The sequence below is a fragment of the Streptomyces sp. Mut1 genome, assembly GCF_030719295.1.
Classification (GTDB): Bacteria; Actinomycetota; Actinomycetes; order Streptomycetales; family Streptomycetaceae; genus Streptomyces; species Streptomyces castrisilvae.
The window spans coordinates 677,613-692,954 of the sequence record NZ_CP120997.1 but is presented as its reverse complement, the minus strand read 5'-3'; the positions used below and the strand labels follow the sequence as shown (position 1 = coordinate 692,954).

General features: G+C 71.5%; 14 protein-coding genes. 5 read left to right on the top strand and 9 right to left on the bottom strand.

Annotated elements, in window-relative coordinates; all coding sequences use genetic code 11:
* Positions 1-15 precede the first annotated feature (15 nt).
* The 5 genes from P8A18_RS02650 to P8A18_RS02630 all read left to right on the top strand — a co-directional run bounded on the left by P8A18_RS02650 (position 16) and on the right by P8A18_RS02630 (position 5,850).
* Positions 16-2,163 (top strand): right-handed parallel beta-helix repeat-containing protein, encoded by a 2,148-nt coding sequence (locus P8A18_RS02650; RefSeq protein WP_306051388.1) that lies wholly within the window; start codon positions 16-18, stop codon positions 2,161-2,163.
* A gap of 137 nt (positions 2,164-2,300) precedes the next feature.
* A complete protein-coding gene (locus tag P8A18_RS02645; RefSeq protein WP_306051386.1) occupies positions 2,301-3,914 on the top strand; it encodes a glycoside hydrolase family 13 protein in 1,614 nt (537 codons plus the stop codon).
* 119 nt (positions 3,915-4,033) lie between these two features.
* Positions 4,034-4,429, top strand: a complete 396-nt coding sequence (locus P8A18_RS02640; protein ID WP_306051384.1) for an FKBP-type peptidyl-prolyl cis-trans isomerase — start codon at positions 4,034-4,036, stop codon at positions 4,427-4,429.
* A 90-nt stretch (positions 4,430-4,519) separates the two neighbouring features.
* Entirely contained in the window at positions 4,520-4,903 is a 384-nt protein-coding gene (locus P8A18_RS02635) for a BlaI/MecI/CopY family transcriptional regulator (RefSeq protein WP_306051382.1), read from the top strand.
* Positions 4,900-5,850 (top strand): M56 family metallopeptidase, encoded by a 951-nt coding sequence (locus P8A18_RS02630; protein ID WP_306051380.1) that lies wholly within the window; start codon positions 4,900-4,902, stop codon positions 5,848-5,850. Before P8A18_RS02635 ends, P8A18_RS02630 begins: the two co-directional genes overlap by 4 nt.
* A 32-nt stretch (positions 5,851-5,882) precedes the next feature.
* On the opposite strand, the gene P8A18_RS02625 is transcribed toward P8A18_RS02630, so the two are convergent.
* The 9 genes from P8A18_RS02625 to P8A18_RS02585 all read right to left on the bottom strand — a co-directional run bounded on the left by P8A18_RS02625 (position 5,883) and on the right by P8A18_RS02585 (position 15,088).
* Positions 5,883-6,713: an ABC transporter ATP-binding protein gene (locus P8A18_RS02625; protein ID WP_306051378.1), complete on the bottom strand. Its 831-nt coding sequence runs from the start codon at positions 6,711-6,713 to the stop codon at positions 5,883-5,885.
* Positions 6,710-7,789, bottom strand: coding sequence for a FecCD family ABC transporter permease (locus tag P8A18_RS02620; RefSeq protein WP_306051376.1), 1,080 nt, complete (start codon positions 7,787-7,789; stop codon positions 6,710-6,712). The genes P8A18_RS02625 and P8A18_RS02620 overlap by 4 nt, the downstream gene beginning before the upstream one ends.
* Positions 7,786-8,793: a FecCD family ABC transporter permease gene (locus P8A18_RS02615; protein ID WP_306051374.1), complete on the bottom strand. Its 1,008-nt coding sequence runs from the start codon at positions 8,791-8,793 to the stop codon at positions 7,786-7,788. Before P8A18_RS02615 ends, P8A18_RS02620 begins: the two co-directional genes overlap by 4 nt.
* A 55-nt stretch (positions 8,794-8,848) precedes the next feature.
* Positions 8,849-9,892: an ABC transporter substrate-binding protein gene (locus P8A18_RS02610; RefSeq protein ID WP_306051372.1), complete on the bottom strand. Its 1,044-nt coding sequence runs from the start codon at positions 9,890-9,892 to the stop codon at positions 8,849-8,851.
* A 104-nt stretch (positions 9,893-9,996) separates the two neighbouring features.
* A complete protein-coding gene (locus P8A18_RS02605; RefSeq protein WP_371933756.1) occupies positions 9,997-10,722 on the bottom strand; it encodes an ABC transporter permease in 726 nt (241 codons plus the stop codon).
* Between the two features lie 76 nt (positions 10,723-10,798).
* Positions 10,799-11,647: an iron uptake transporter permease EfeU gene (gene efeU / locus P8A18_RS02600; RefSeq protein WP_306051368.1), complete on the bottom strand. Its 849-nt coding sequence runs from the start codon at positions 11,645-11,647 to the stop codon at positions 10,799-10,801.
* A 44-nt stretch (positions 11,648-11,691) separates the two neighbouring features.
* Positions 11,692-12,930: an iron uptake transporter deferrochelatase/peroxidase subunit gene (gene efeB, locus P8A18_RS02595; protein ID WP_306051366.1), complete on the bottom strand. Its 1,239-nt coding sequence runs from the start codon at positions 12,928-12,930 to the stop codon at positions 11,692-11,694.
* A gap of 29 nt (positions 12,931-12,959) precedes the next feature.
* Positions 12,960-14,120: an iron uptake system protein EfeO gene (gene efeO, locus P8A18_RS02590; protein WP_306051364.1), complete on the bottom strand. Its 1,161-nt coding sequence runs from the start codon at positions 14,118-14,120 to the stop codon at positions 12,960-12,962.
* A gap of 146 nt (positions 14,121-14,266) precedes the next feature.
* Complete coding sequence (locus tag P8A18_RS02585; protein ID WP_306051362.1) at positions 14,267-15,088, bottom strand: alpha/beta fold hydrolase; 822 nt, start codon at positions 15,086-15,088, stop codon at positions 14,267-14,269.
* Positions 15,089-15,342: the final 254 nt, after the last annotated feature.

Genomic DNA, 15,342 nt, shown 5'->3' with positions numbered 1-15,342 from the left:
GAAGGACACACCGCCGTGCCCGAATTCCGCACCGCAAGGCTCCTCAAGCCCACCGCCGCCGTATCCGCTGCCCTGCTGCTGGCCCTGACGGGAGCCGTCTCCTACAGCCTGGCCACCCCGCCGCCCGCCTACGCGGCCACCTCCACGCTGGAGGCGGAGTCCGCCACCCTGTCCGGTGGCGCCGTCGCCGAGCAGGAGCATGCCGGGTACACCGGCAGTGGTTACGTCGGCGGGCTGACCGACGGCAACAAGGGCCGCGCGGCCATCGCCGCCGCGCTCCCGTCCGCGTACGCCGGAGCCGGGACCGTGACCATCCGCTACGCCAACGGCACCGGTTCGGCCAAGACGCTGACCCTGACCGCGGGCGGGACGTCCCAGCAGATCTCCCTGCCGGCGACCGGCGACTGGGGGAGCTGGTCCACCATCGATGTGCCGGTCACCTTCACCCAGGGAACCAACACCCTGACCCTGGCCTTCACCGACAACGACAGCGGCAACGTCAATATCGACCACCTCAAGGGGACCACCCCCGAGGCCCCCACCGACCCCGGCGACCCGGGTGACCCGGACCCGAGCGGCGTCGGCGCCTCCCTGCCGTTCACCACGTACGAGGCCGAAGCCGGCACCACCAACGGCTCGACCATCGGCCCCGACCGCACCTACCTCACCGTCGCCTCCGAAGCCTCCGGCCGCAAGGCCGTCGAGCTGGCCCGGACCGGCGACTACGTCGAGATCGAACTCACCGAGCCCGCCGACGCCATCAACCTCCGCTACTCCCTGCCCGACAGCGGCGACGGCAAGGGCATCGACGCCACCCTCAGCGTCTACGCCGACGGCGAGGCCCTGCCCGACCTCCAGCTCACCTCCCGCTACGCCTGGGTGTACGGCGCCTACCCCTACACCAACAGCCCCGGCGAGGGGCAGGCCCACCGCTTCTTCGACGAAACCCGCACCCACTTCGGCCGCACCCTGCCGGCGGGTACCGTCCTGCGCCTGCAGAAGGACGCCACGGACACGGCCGCCTCCTACACCATCGACCTCCTGGAGACGGAGCGGACCGAGGCGGCCGCCGCCCTGCCCAGCGGTTACGTGTCCGCCGAGGACCTCGGCGTCACGCCGGGCAGCCAGGACGTCACGGCCGCCCTCAACAGCGCGCTGCAACAGGCGAAGAGCCAGGACAAGGGCCTCTTCCTGCCCGCCGGCACCTACGTCATCTCCGACCGGGTCAACCTCACCGGGGTGAAGCTGCGCGGCGCAGGCGTGTGGCACACCGTTCTACGCGGCACCGGGCTCAAGGGCGGGCTGTTCGGCCAGGGCGGCACCAGCACGATCGAAGACCTCATGATCGACGGCCAGAACACCGTCCGCGACGACGCCGGCGGGCAGGCCGCCATCGAGGGCGACTTCGGCACCGGATCGACCATCAAGAACGTGTGGATCCAGCACACCAAGGTCGGCCTGTGGATCTCCGGACCCACCACCGGCCTCCGGGCCACCGACCTGCGCATCCGCAACACCTACGCCGACGGTGTGAACCTGCACGGTGCGGTGAAGGACACGGTCGTCTCCAACAGCAGCATCCGCGGCACCGGCGACGACGCCCTGGCCATGTGGTCGGACGGAGCGGCGGTGACCAACAGCGCGTTCCGTGACAACACCGTGCAGTTGCCCATGCTCGCCAATGGCGCCGCCGTCTACGGCGGAAGCGGCAACAGCGTCGAGAACAACCTCATCTCCGACACCGTCGTCGCGGCGGCCGGTATCGCCGTCTCCACCCGCTTCGGCGAACCCTTCAGCGGCACCACCACCGTCTCCGGCAACCACCTGCGCCGCACCGGCAGCATGGAGGTGAACTGGAACTCCCAGCTCGGCGCCCTGTGGATCTATGCCGACGTCCACGACATCACCCAGCCCGTCGTTCTGACGGACAACACCGTCGAGGACTCCACCTACAGCGGACTGCTCGTCACCTGGCAGAAGCAGGTCTCCGACCTGCGCGTGGACGGACTCACCATCAACAGGACCGGCGCGAACGGCATCGAGGGCAACGCCGCGGGCAACGGCACCTTCGCCAACACCAAGATCAGCGGAACCCCCGGCGCCCCCCTCAACATGACCGGCGGCTTCACGATCCAGCGCGGAAGCGGCAACTCCGGCTGGTAACCCCTGACCGACCGCGGGCCCGGCACGCCTCCCCGACCGGCCGGGCCCGCGGCCACCACGATCCGAGAGCCGCGGGCCCGGCCCGGTCCGCCGACCGGGCCCGCGCACTGTTCGCACCACCCACGAAGGCAGGCATCATGACCCCGCGCACCACCGAATGGTGGCGTCACGCAGCCATCTACCAGGTCTACCCGCGCAGTTTCGCCGACGGAAACGGCGACGGCACAGGCGACCTGGCCGGCGTGCGCTCCCGGCTGGGCTACCTCCAGCGCCTGGGCGTCGAGGCCATCTGGTTCTCCCCCTGGTACCTGACCCCCATGGCGGACGCCGGCTACGACGTCACCGACTTCCGGCGGATCGACCCCCGCTTCGGCACCCTCGCCGAAGCCGAGAAGCTCATCGGCGAAGCCCACGAGCTGGGCATCCGCATCATCGTCGACATCGTCCCCAACCACGTCTCCAACGAGCACGCCTGGTTCGAGGCGGCCCTCCAGTCCCCACCCGGCTCACCGGAACGCGACCTGTTCTGGTTCCGCGAGGGCCGCGGCGAGCACGGCGAACTGCCGCCCAACGAGTGGCAGTCCATCTTCGGCGGCCCTGCCTGGACCCGTCTTCCCGACGGCCAGTGGTACCTGCACCTCTTCGCTCCCGAACAGCCCGACCTCAACTGGCGCAGCCCCCTCGTACGCGCCGAGTACGAGGATGTCCTGCGCTTCTGGTTCGACCGCGGCGTAGACGGCATCCGAGTCGACTCGGCCGCCATGTGCAGCAAGGATCCCGCGCTGCCCGATTACGACCACAGCGTCTTCCCCCACCCCCATCCCTACGTCGACCTCGACGAGAACCACGACATCTACCGAGGCTGGCGGGCCGTGGCCGACTCCTACGCCGAGCCCCGCGCGCTGATCGGAGAGGTCTGGCTGGCCGACCCCGTCCGGTTCGCCCACTACCTGCGCCCCGACGAACTGCACACCGCCTTCAATTTCGACTTCCTCGGATGCCGCTGGGACGCGGCTGCCCTGCGCGCGTGCATCGACCAGACCCTTGCGGCCCACGCGGATGTGGGCGCCCCCAGCACCTGGGTGCTGTCCAACCACGACGTCACCCGGCACGTCACCCGCTACGGCCGTCCCGACACCAGCACCGCCGGCGGCATCCGCCAGTACAACCCGGTCGTCGACGAGGACCTCGGCCGCCACCGTGCACGCGCCGCGGCTCTCCTCACCATGGCCCTCCCCGGAGCCGTCTACATCTACCAGGGCGACGAACTCGGCCTCCCGGAAGCCGAGGGCATCCCCGCGGACCGGCGCGACGACCCGATCTACCACCGTACGAACGGCGAAGACCCCGGCCGCGACGGCTGCCGCGTCCCGCTGCCGTGGAGCGGCGGCCAGGAGCCCTACGGTTTCAGCCCCGACACGGAGGCCGGCCCCTGGCTGCCGCAGCCGGCCTCCTGGGCACAGCTCAGTGTCGCCGCTCAGGAGAACGACCCCGACTCCATGCTGAACCTCTACCGAAGGGCCCTCGCCCTGCGCGCGGCGGAACCCGCCCTCGGTGACGGACCGGTGACGTGGCTCGACTTCCCGCCGGGAGTCCTCGCCTTCACCCGCGGGGACGACTTCGCGTGCGTCGTCAACCTGTCCGCGACTCCGGCCGAACTCCCCGAGCACGTCCGGGTACTCATCACCTCTCACCCCCTCAGCGACGGACTCCTGCCGCCCGACGGCAGCGCCTGGCTCCGCACCGCCTGACCGTGCGGCGGGCGGTGGGCCTGTCCGGCACGGCCGGTAGCGTGATCACCTGCCGCATGGAACGTCCATGTGTCCGGCCGGCCCGGCGAGGGCTTCCGGCGGCGAGCGAGAGGACCGCGATGAGCGAACCGACCAAGCCCGTAGTCGTGGTTCCGGAGGGTGCCGCGCCCACGGAGCCGGTGATCCGGGACCTCGTGGTCGGGGACGGTCCCGAGGCGCAGCCGGGCAGGGTGGTCCAGGTCCACTACGTGGGGGTCACGTTCGCGTCCGGGAGGGAGTTCGACTCCTCCTGGGAGGGGAACCGGCCGTTCAAGTTCGCCGTGGGCGGCGGCAAGGCCATCAAGGGCCTCGACCGGGGCGTGAGGGGAATGAGGGCCGGCGGCCGGCGCGAGATCATCGTGCCCCCGCGTCTCGGCTACGGCAAGCAGTCGCCCTCCGCCTCGATCCCGCCGGGCTCGACCCTGGTCTTCGTCGTGGACCTGCTCACGGTGGTGGGCGGGCCCGGCCGGGCCTGAACCCGGCGCGGTCGCCGGCGGGCTCCTCGTCGCCCTTCCACGGGGCGGTAGATTGGCCGTGCCACCGAGTGCGGGAGGACGGGAGGGACAGTGCCCAAGGAGCGTCGGGACGAGAGACGTCAGCACGGCGAACTCGTCGCGGACGTGCTGGCGGTGCTGTGGGAGGCAGGCAGGCCGATGACAGCGCAGCAGGTGAACGCGATGCTCGGCCGGGGGGTGGCCAGGACCACGATGGCCACCATCCTGAGCCGTCTCTACGAGAAGGGCACGCTGCGGCGCGTCCCGGTGACACGTGGTTTCGCCTATGAGCCCGTACAGGACGAGGCGGGGCTCGTCGCGGTCCGCATGCGGCGGGAGCTGGAGAGCGACTCCCGCCGTGACCTGGTGCTGAAGCGGTTCGTCTCGTCCCTCTCCGAGGACGACGAAGCGACCTTGCGGCGGCTGCTCCTGGAAGCCGGGGGCGAACCCGGGTGACGTACGTCCTGGCCGCGGTCGTGACGGCCCTCGCCCTGCCGTGGGCCGGGGCGGCCCTCGCGCGGCGTCTCGCCGACCGGCTGGCGCCCCGCTGGGCCTGCTGGACGCTGACCTGCGCGGCGGTCCTGCTGGCCGGCGGGACGATATCCGTGCTGGTCGGGCTGTTCCACGTGCCGTTCCTCGCATCGCTGGAGCGGCTGCCGCTGTCGCGCGTGCTGGACGAATGGCCGGCGGCGGTGCCCGTCGCCTGCGCGGCCGGAATCGTGATGCTCGCGCAACTGGTGCTGCTGGTGCGGCGCTGGGCCCGGCACCGTTCACTGCTCAGGCGTGCCTGGCTGTCGGCGGACGAAGGCACGGGCGACGGGGACCTGCTGGTGGTCCCCGGCACCGACGTGGACGCCTTCGCGCTCCCCGGATACCGGGGGCGCGGCGGCCGGGTCGTCGTGACGTCCGGGATGGTGCGGTCGCTGAAATCGGGCGAGCGCGAGGTGCTGCTGGCGCACGAACGGGCGCACCTCGCCGGGCGTCACCATCTGCTGTCGGCGGTCGTCGACCTGGCCGCGGTCGTGCACCCCGCGATCGGGGGGCTGCGCGAGACGCTGGCCTTCCACCTGGAGAGGTGGGCGGACGAGGAGGCCGCCGCGGCCGTGGGGGACCGGCGGGCGACCGCCGCGGCGATCGCCCGCGCGGCCCTGGCGGGCGCCGCCCACGGCCGTGCGGCCGGGTATCCGCTGCTGTCGGCCACGAGCGGCCCGGTGCCGCGGCGCGTCCAGGCCCTGCTTCTTCCCGAGCCCGCGGCCCCGCGCGGGGGTGTACGTCGCGCGGGCGTCGTCGCCGGGGCGGGGACGGTGCTCGTGACGGCGGTCGCCGCCCTCGCGCTGGCCTACGGGCTCCACGAATACGTGGAGTACGCGGCGCGACGGCTGGTCGGAGCGTCGTCGGGCTGACCGGGCGTGCGCGTCCCGGCGAGGGCTTCGCGTCAGTGAGCGTGCGTCTTCTCCGCCGGGGCGGGCTGCCAGCTGTAGCCGGGGACGACGAGCCGGCCACCGGTGATGGGGTCCGGGATGATGACGGAGGACAGCCCGAACACCTCCTGGACCATGTCGGTGGTGACGACCTCGTCGGGCGCCCCCTCGGCGACGATGCGGCCGTCCTTCATGGCGACGAGGTGGTCGGCGTAGCGGATGGCCTGGTTGAGATCGTGGAGGACGGCGACGACCGTGCGGCCGCGTTCGAGATTGAGACGGCGCACGAGGTCCAGGACTTCCACCTGGTGGGCGACGTCCAAGTACGTCGTGGGCTCGTCGAGCAGCAGCAGTTCGGTGTCCTGCGCCAGGGCCATGGCGATCCACACGCGCTGGCGCTGACCGCCGGACAGCTCATCCACCGGCCGGTCGGCGAGGCCGGCCGTGTTCGTACGCTCCAGAGCCTCCGCCACGGCGTGCTCGTCGGCTTGTGACCACTGCTGCCACCACTTCTGGTGAGGCTGACGGCCGCGCGCGACGAGGTCGGCGACGGTGATGCCGTCGGGCGGCGTGGGGGACTGCGGCAGGACACCGATGGTCCGGCCGATCTGCTTGGCGGGGAAGCCGGTCAGTTCGCGACCGTCCAGCAGCACGGCGCCGCGCCGCGGCTTGAGGAGGCGGCCGAGCGCCCGCAGGAGGGTGGACTTGCCGCAGGCGTTGGGCCCGACGACGATGGTGACCTTGCCATCCGGTATCTCCAGGTCCAGGCCCTCGACGACGGTGCGGTCCTCGTAGGCCAGGGTCAGATCGTGCGCCGAGAGGCGGCTGGCGGACGGGCGGCTCATGACGCGGTGCCTCCGGAACGGCTGCGGGTACGGACGATGAGCCACATCAGGTACGGGGCACCCACCACGGCGGTGAGGACGCCGGTCGGCAGCTCGATCGGGGAGAACAGGCGGCGGGCCAGCAGGTCCGCGATCACGACGATCAGCGCGCCCGCCAGTGCCGAGGACAGCAGCGGGGTCTGAGCGGTGCGGGTGAGCCGGCGCGCGATCTGCGGGGCGAGCAGTGCGACGAAGTCGACCGGTCCCACCGCGCCGGTGGCCACCGAGGCCAGGACCACGCCGAGCGCGGTCAGCCCGAGCCGGGACCGGCCCAGACGTACACCGAGCGAGGTCGCGGTGTCGTCGTCGAAGGACGCGCTACGCTGTGCCCGCGCGGCCCACACGGCCGCCGGCACACCGATCAGGAGCACGACGACGAGCGGTCCCGCCTCCTCGTAACCACGGCTGTTGAGCGAGCCGGTCAGCCAGACCTTGGCCTGCTGGGCCACCAGATAGTCGCCCTTGGTCAGCAGCAGCTGGGTCAGCGAACCGAGCGCGACCGACACACCGATGCCGACCAGTACGAAGCGGGAGGAGTGCAGCCCGCCGCGCCACGCGAACACGTACACGAGCAGGGCCGCGGCCATGCCACCGGCTACGGAGACATAGGGCAGCGCGTCGGCGGCGACGGCGTTGAAGCTCAGCGCGGCCACCGTGGCCGCCCCCGCCCCGTGTGTGACGCCGATGACGTCGGGGCTGGCCAGCGGGTTGCGGGCGACGGTCTGCACCAGCGCCCCCGCGACGCCGAACGCGGCCCCCGCGAGCAGTCCCACGACCAGCCGAGGCAACCGCAGCGTGCCCACCACGAGTTCGTCGGGGCTGGGGCGGCCGAACAGGACGCGGACGACCTCCGCCGGCGCGACGAACGATTCACCGACACACAGGTACGCCACGACCGCGCAAGCGAGCAGCACCGTCAGGGTCACGGCGACGAGGACGGTCCGGCGGTGTAGGAGGAAGCTCACGCGTCCGCGCCGCAGCACCGCGTGCCCGGCGGGGCGCAGGCGGGTGGTGGCGACGGCTTCGGAGTGGCTCACGCGGCCACCACCGAGCGGCGCCGGACCAGCGCGATCAGGAACGGTACGCCGATCAGGGCGGTCATGACGGCCACCGGCACCTCCGAGGGCGGAAAGAGGATACGGCCGAGCACGTCGGAGCCGAGGAGCATCACCGGGCCCAGCATGGCCGCCAGGGGCAGAACCCAGCGGTGGGCCGTGCCCACCAGCGCACGGGCGATGTGCGGGACGGCCAGGCCGGTGAACGCGATCGGGCCGACCGAGGCCACCGCGGCCCCGGTGAGCACGGTCGCTCCGAGCGCCCCCAGCGCCCGCAGCAGCGCCACGTTGTTGCCGAGGTTCCTGGCCGCGTCGTCACCCAGCGCGAGGGCGTCCAGACCCCGCGCCATCGCGGCGACCAGGACGATGCCGACCAGGATGAACGGCCATACCTGGCCGATCACTTCGCCGTCGCGCCCGCTGATCGAGCCGACCTGCCAGAAGCGGAACTCGTCGAGAGCGCGCGCGTTGGTGGTGGCGATCCCCGACACGAGCGAGGCGAGGAACGCGTTCATCGCGGCCCCCGCGAGCGCGAGTTTGATCGGCGAAGCTCCGCCCCGCCCGCCGCTGGCGACCGCGTACACACCGACCCCGGCCAGTGCCGCGCCGGCGAACGCGAACCACACGTAACCGCCCAGCGAGTGCACACCGAAGAACGCGATCGCGGCCACCACGCCCACCGACGCGCCCTGGCTGACGCCGAGGATGCCCGGTTCCGCGATGGGGTTGCGGGTGATGCCCTGCATGACCGTCCCCGCGAGGGCGAGCGCGGCGCCCGCGAGGACGCCGATGACCGTCCGGGGCACCCGAAGGGCCCGGACCACCTGGGCATCGTCGCTGCCGCCGCTGTGGAACAGGGCCTGGAGCGCGTCGCCGGGCGCGATCTGGCGGCTGCCCACGGTGAGGCTCAGCAGGACGGCGGCCAGCAGCATCACCGCACCGGCCAGCAGCCAGCCCGCCCGCCGGCGGGGGTCAGGGACTGGCATGCGTCGCGCTCACTCTCTGTTCCACTCTTCCCGGTCCTTCAGCGATGCTCTGCCGTCAGTCCGTCAGGCGCTTCTGGAGGTCGTCGAGCACCTCGTCGGCGGCGGTGACGCCGAGACCCAGGTACCAGGTCTCGTCCGGCACGTCGTAGGCGTGCCCGTCCTTGACCGCCTTCAGGTTCTTCCACAGGGGGTTGGCCTGCGCCTTGCTCTTGTCGGTGGCCTTCGCCTCGCCGTAGACGCCCGTGAAGATGTAGTCGGCGTCGGCCTGGTCGATGTTCTCGGCGCTGACCTCGGCGGCCAGATCCGCGATGTCCTGGTTCTTGGGGCGCGGGATGCCGACGTCCTTGAGGATCGTGCCGATGAACGAGGCGTTGGCGTAGAGCCGGATCACACCGTCGGGCAGATAGCGGACCATCGACACGGTCGGCTTGTCGGCCCCCAGCTTGTCCCCGAGGGCCTCGGCCTTCTTCTTGTACGAGGCGAGGTTCGCCTCGGCCTGCGCCGTCTTGTCCAGTGCCGCGGCGTTGAGGAGGTAGTTCTCCTTCCAGGTGAAGCCGGGACGGATGGAGAAGACGGTGGGCGCGATCTTGGACAGCTCGTCGTAGGAATTGGCGGCGCGCAGCTGGCTGCCCAGGATCAGGTCGGGCTTGAGCGCGGCGATCGCCTCCAGATTGAGGCTGTTGATGGTGCCGATGTTCTTCGGCGAGCCCGCGTCCTTCTTGAGGTACGACGGGAGTTCCGGCGAACCCTCGGTCGGGGCGAGGCCGACCGGCTTCACGCCGAGCGAGACGACGTTGTCGAGCTCACCGACGTCCAGCACGACCACACGCTCGGGCCGCGCCTTGATCTCGGTGCTGCCCATGGCGTGTTTGACCGTGCGGGGCCACTGGCCCGGCGCGGCGTCCGTGCCGAGCGCCGCCGTCTTCGCCGCCGCGTCGCCGAAGTCCTTGCCGCCCTTGGCGACCGACTTCGAGTCCTTCGTCCCCGACCCCTGGGCGGACGAGCCGCTCCCGGAGGAATCGGCGCCGCACGCGGCCAGTGACAGTGCGGCGGCGACGGCGAGAGCGACTGCGGCGGTACCGCGGCGCCGATGTGACATGAGAGTGACCCCTAGCTGTGATTTACCTTTGAGGGTTTAGGCGAGGCTTACCTTAAGCGAACGCTGTACACGGCACGCAAGCGGGTGCGAAGCGGACCGTCCCGTCACGCCCGGTCGCGGCGGGGCGCGGTGATCCGGGCGCGGGCGACCAGTTCGAGCGTGACGGTGACAGCGAGGGCTTGTACGGCCATGAGGGCGATGAGGACGAAGAGCTGGACGGCTCCGGCCGTGAGCACGTCCGCTCCGCCCAGGAGCATGCCGACGAACGCGCCGGGCAGGGTGACCAGACCGACGGTGCGGGTCTGGTCCAGGCCGGGGACGAGGGCCTCGGACGCGGCCGGGCGGGCGATCTCGATCCGGATGTCGCGTTCCGCCATGCCGAGCGCGAATCCCGCCTCGACCTCACCGTGCCGTTGCTCCAGGGCGGCCAGGCTCTGGCGCCCGGCCAGGACGGTCGCGGTGAGCGCGCCACCGATCAGGATGCCGGTCACCGGGATGAGCGTGATGCCGCGCGGCGGGAGCAGACCGGTGGCCAGCAGAAGGAGGACTGCGGGCAGGACCCCGGCCGCGATGGGCAGGGCGGCCCACCACCAGGTGCCGTTGGAGGTGATCCGGCGGCCGGCGGTGCGTACGGCGACGGCGTACATCAGCAGCACGAAGCCGAGCAGGGCGGCGCCATGGTGGATGACCCAGCCGATCACGGCGGAGACCGCGGCCAGTTGGACGGCCGCGCGCACCCCGGCGGTCAGCACTTCGCGGGCGCGGCCGAGGCCCTGATCCGGTGAGAGCCGCGCCAGTGCCGTGACCGTGACGGCGGTGGCCAGGAGCATGGCCAGGACCCAGCCGAGCACGGCGTTGACCGGCAGCAGCGCGGCGGAGGCGGAGTGGTGCACGGGTTCCCGCGCGTCAGTCGGTGCTCAGCCGGCTCGCCGGCCGCGGCGCGTCCGCCGGCGGGGCGGTGCGTTGGGGGGCGAGGAAGACCGCCATGACGGGGACGAGGTAGAGCAGCCAGACGATGACCTGGAGGACGGTCGGGTCGGGCTGGAAGTTGAAGACGCCCTTGAGCAGGGTGCCGTACCAGGAGTCGGGCGGGACGGTACCGCTGATGTCGAAGGCGAGGGTGCGCAGGCCGGGCAGGACATCGCCCTCCTGGAGGTCGTGGATGCCGTAGGCGAGGACGCCGGCGGCGACGAGGACGAGCATGGCCCCCGTCCAGCGGAAGAACTTGGCCAGGTTGATGCGCAGGGTGCCCTTGTAGAACAGCCAGCCCAGGACCACCGAGGTGGCGAGGCCGAGGAGGGCGCCGACGAGCGGGCGGACCCCGTCGCCGCTGGCCTGCACGGCGGTCCAGATGAACAGGGAGGTCTCCAGCCCCTCGCGGCCGACCGCGAAGAGGGCGGTGGCGACCAGGGCCCCGGTGCCGAGTGCGAGGGCGGCGTCGAGCCTGTCGTGGAGTTCGCTCTTGAGGTGGCGGGCGGTGCGGCGCATCCAGAACACCATCCAGGTGACCAGGCCGACGGAGAGGATGGAGAGGGTGCCGCCGAGGATCTCCTGCGCCTGGAAGGTGAGGGCGGAGGACCCGAACTGGAGCAGGGCGCCGAAGGCGAGCGAGAGCGCGACGGCGATGGCCACGCCCGTCCACACGGGGGTGAGCCGGTTCTTGTTGCCGGTCTTGACGAGGTAGGCGATGAGGATGCAGACGACGAGGCCGGCCTCCAGACCCTCGCGCAGTCCTATCAGGTAGTTGCCGAACACGCGGGTTCCTTTCCCGGGTTGAAGCTGTGGGGCGCCGTGGTGTGTCAGGTGAACAGCGCCCGGCCCCACCAGTCGTCCGTGTCGCGGACGCCTGGCGGGACGGCGAACAGGGCCGAACCCACGTGCTGGATGTACTCGTTGAGGGCGTCGGAGCGCGCCAGGCCGCTCTGGACGGGGATGAACCCGGTGCGCGGATCGCGCTGGTAGGCGAGGAAGAACAGGCCGGCCTCCAGGCGCCCGAGGCCGTCGGTCCCATCGGTGAAGGAGTAGCCGCGCCGCAGGATGGTCGCCCCGTGATTGGAGTCCGGGTGCGCGAGCCGGACGTGCGAGTCCGGCTTCATGGCTTTGAGGAACGGCTCGTCGTGCTCCTTGGCCCTGGTGACCGCGGCGCCCTCCTGCTTGTCGCGGCCGAAGACGTCTTCCTGCTCCTGGAGCGAGGTGCGGTCCCAGGTCTCGATGTTCATCCGGATGCGGCGGGCGACCAGGTAGGAGCCGCCCGCCATCCAGGCGGCGCCGGGCTGCTGTGCGGCCCAGACGTGCCGGTCGAGGCCGGCGGTGTCGGTGCCCGAGACATTGCGTGTGCCGTCCTTGAAGCCGAACAGGTTGCGCGGTGTCTGCGCGTCGGGCGTGGTCGACGACGTCTTGCCGAAGCCGAGTTGCGACCAGCGCACCGCGACCTTTCCGAACCCGATCCGGGCCAGATTGCGGATGGCGTGCACGGCGACCTGCGGATCGTCCGCGCACGCCTGTACGCACAGGTCCCCGTTGCTGCGGACCGGGTCCAGGTTGTCGCCGGGGAACTTCGGCAGGTCGACCAGCGCGGACGGCCGCCTTTTCGCCAGGCCGAACCGGTGGTCGAAGAGGCTGGGCCCGAAGCCGACGGTCAGCGTGAGGCGGGACGGCGGCAGGCCGAGTGCCTCGCCGGTGTCGTCGGGCGGCGCCTCCGGGACGCCTCCGTACGCGCCGTCGCCGACCGCGTGTCCCGCCGTCATCCGCTCGGCGGCGCGGGTCCAGTCCTTGAGCACGCGGATCAGCTCGGCGCGGTCGTCCGTCTTCACGTCGAAGGCCGCGAAGTGCAGCCGGTCCTGCACCGCGGTGGCGATGCCGGCCTGATGGGGGCCGTGGAAGGGGACGGAGCCGCCACCGGACGGGCCGTTGTCCCCTCCGCCGCCGGCCGCGACCGCCACGCCGCCCGCCGCCGCGGCGCCGAGAGCGAGCCCGGCGCCGCCCCAGCCGAGCACCGCGCGCCGGGAGAAGGCTGCCTCGCGCTGTTGATCGGACATACCCGTTCCTGCCTGTGGTGCGGTGGGGTTCACTTCGCGACGGCGGCGGCGAGCTTGGACAGCGGCTCGGCCAGCGCGTTGACCCCGTCGGAGAGGTCCTTGCGCTCGGCCTCGGAGACCTTGTCGTAGGACCGGTAGGTGTAGGAGTCCTGGTCCGCGCCGTCGTCGGTGCGGTAGACGTCCAGCTGCTTGGTCAGGGACGCGAACTGCTTGTCGAGTTCCCTGGCGAGCGAGGAGTCGTTCTTCCGCGCGATCGGCTTCAGCAGGTCGTACGACTTGCGCGCGCCCTCCAGGTTGGCCTTGAAGTCGACCAGGTCGGTGTGGGAGTAGCGTTCCTCCTCGCCGGTGACCTTGTTGAGCGCGACCTCGTCCAGCAGGCTCTTCGCGCCGTTGGCCATGGACGTCGGGGTGATCTCCGCGGTACCGACCTTCTTCACCCAGGCGTCCAGGTCCGTCATCAGCCGGCCGGCGAGTTCCTTCTCCCGGTCACCGATCTTCTTGTCCTGCCACAGCGCCTTCTCCAGGCGGTGCCAGCCGGTCCAGTCCGTCTCGGGGTCCTGGCCGTCCTCCAGGCCGTCCTCACGGACGTCGACCTTGGGATCGATGTCACCGAAGGACTCGGCGACCGGCTCGGTGCGCTCCCACCCGATCCGGGACGGCGCGTACAGCTTCTTCGCCTTCTCGACGTCACCGGCCTCGACCGCGGCGGCGAACGCCTTGGCCTTCGGCAGGGTCTGCTCGGCCTGCGCCAGTACGTAGGAGCGGTAGGCGGCGACCGCGGCGTCGGCTTCCGGACTGCGCTCGGCGGCCGCGTTCCTGCCGGTGAGCTTCACCTTCTGGCGGATGCCGTCGCCCTTCATGCCGGGCTTGCACGCGATCTCGTAGTCGCCCGGCCCGAGTTCGGTGACCAGGGTCGCCTTGGTGCCGGGGCCCAGGTTCTCCCGCTCCGCCGCGATCCGGTCGTCGGGGAACAGGACGTACACCTCGGTGACCCTGGAGCCCTTGTTCTCCAGCGCCAGGCTCACGTGCCCGGCCGGGAACTCGGTCGTGGAGACCTTGCACGCGGAGTCCGACGCGGTCACGGAGACCGCGCCGTCCTCACCCGACGCCTTCTGCGTGCAGCCCGACAGCGTCACGGCGACGGCTATCGCCGCGGTGCCGAGGAGAAGGGGACGGGGTCTGGCGGACATGGGGGTGCCTCAATTCACGCGGGTGGGCCGAGAGCGCGGGCACAGATGCCCGGCCGCAGGGGAGTCTACGCACATGTAGACGGTGAGGGAAGGCTGCCCTTATCTCGGCGATCCCGGACTGCGTGAAGGTCTTCGGCCCCGGCCGGTCACCCCTGTCGGTCACCGGCCGTCAGGCAGGCCAGCAGCCGGCCCGGCGCGTCTTCCTGGAGGAGGTGGCCGGCGCCCTCGATCCAGTGCAGTTCGGAGTGCGGGACGCGTTCGTGCAGCCACTCGGCGTACTGGGGAGGGAGGATACGGTCCTCGCGGCCCCAGATGAGCCGTACCGGGATCGAGATGCCGCCCAGCAGGTGCTCGTACGCGGCGGTGTCCGCCTGCCTGATCTGGGTGTACTGACGGTAGAACGCCGCCTGCCCCGCCTCCCGCCGCCACGGCTCGAGGAAGGCCTCAAGAACCCCCGGCCGGAAGCCGGCCTGCGTCGCGTGCCGCAGATGACTGGCGACCAGCGCCTCGTGCGCGTAACCCGGCAGCTCGCGGAAGACCTCCTCGTGCTCCAGGAAGAGCCGGAAGAGCCCGCGCTCCCACTCACCGCCGCTCACCGCGTCGAACAGGGTCAGGTCCCGGTAGTCCCTCTCCTCCAGCAGCAGGGTCCGCAGCGCCACCGCACCGCCGATGTCGTGCGCCACCACGCTGGGGCTCGGCAGTCCCCAGTGGTCGAGGAGCCGCGCGAAGTTCACGGAGTGCGCCGCCAGGCTCAGGTCCTGGCCCTCCCGCTGCTCCGACTGGCCGAAGCCGAGATGGTCGAAGAAGAAGACCTCGCGGGTGCGGCCGAGCGCGGGAGCGATGTCCCGCCAGAGGAACGAGGAGTACGGCGTGCCGTGCACCAGCACGAGTGGTTCCCCGCTGCCCACCGATCCCCACCGCATCACCCCTCCGGGCGTCTCGAATTCCTCGTCCAGCGTCCAGTCCATCACTTTTCTCCCCTTCTGCCTCGTGAGCACCACCTTCCACGCGGAGTGCGATTCGATGCCTCACCGGCGGGAATCCGCATTCCTTCCGGAGCCCGCGGCGGCCTGCCCGGCCCCCGCTGTCCCTCGTACGCGTTGAAATTCCGGCGCGGAGGAGGCGAATCGGCCGCGACGGGAACAGGGGGTCCGGGCGGGGCGGTTGCATCGACCGAGGGCCGGCGCCGCACGGGCGGGGCACACGGGGACCGCGAGGTCGT

Bases quoted from the DNA above. Each gene is read 5' to 3' on its own strand.
- P8A18_RS02645 (WP_306051386.1), top strand. From the start codon at position 2,301: ATGACCCCGCGCACCACCGAATGGTGGCGTCACGCAGCCATCTACCAG.
- P8A18_RS02640 (WP_306051384.1), top strand. From the start codon at position 4,034: ATGAGCGAACCGACCAAGCCCGTAGTCGTGGTTCCGGAGGGTGCCGCG.
- P8A18_RS02625 (WP_306051378.1), bottom strand. From the start codon at position 6,713: ATGAGCCGCCCGTCCGCCAGCCGCCTCTCGGCGCACGATCTGACCCTG.
- P8A18_RS02615 (WP_306051374.1), bottom strand. From the start codon at position 8,793: ATGCCAGTCCCTGACCCCCGCCGGCGGGCGGGCTGGCTGCTGGCCGGT.
- P8A18_RS02610 (WP_306051372.1), bottom strand. From the start codon at position 9,892: ATGTCACATCGGCGCCGCGGTACCGCCGCAGTCGCTCTCGCCGTCGCC.
- P8A18_RS02605 (WP_371933756.1), bottom strand. From the start codon at position 10,722: ATGCTCCTGGCCACCGCCGTCACGGTCACGGCACTGGCGCGGCTCTCA.
- efeB (WP_306051366.1), bottom strand. From the start codon at position 12,930: ATGTCCGATCAACAGCGCGAGGCAGCCTTCTCCCGGCGCGCGGTGCTC.
- efeO (WP_306051364.1), bottom strand. From the start codon at position 14,120: ATGTCCGCCAGACCCCGTCCCCTTCTCCTCGGCACCGCGGCGATAGCC.
- P8A18_RS02585 (WP_306051362.1), bottom strand. From the start codon at position 15,088: ATGGACTGGACGCTGGACGAGGAATTCGAGACGCCCGGAGGGGTGATG.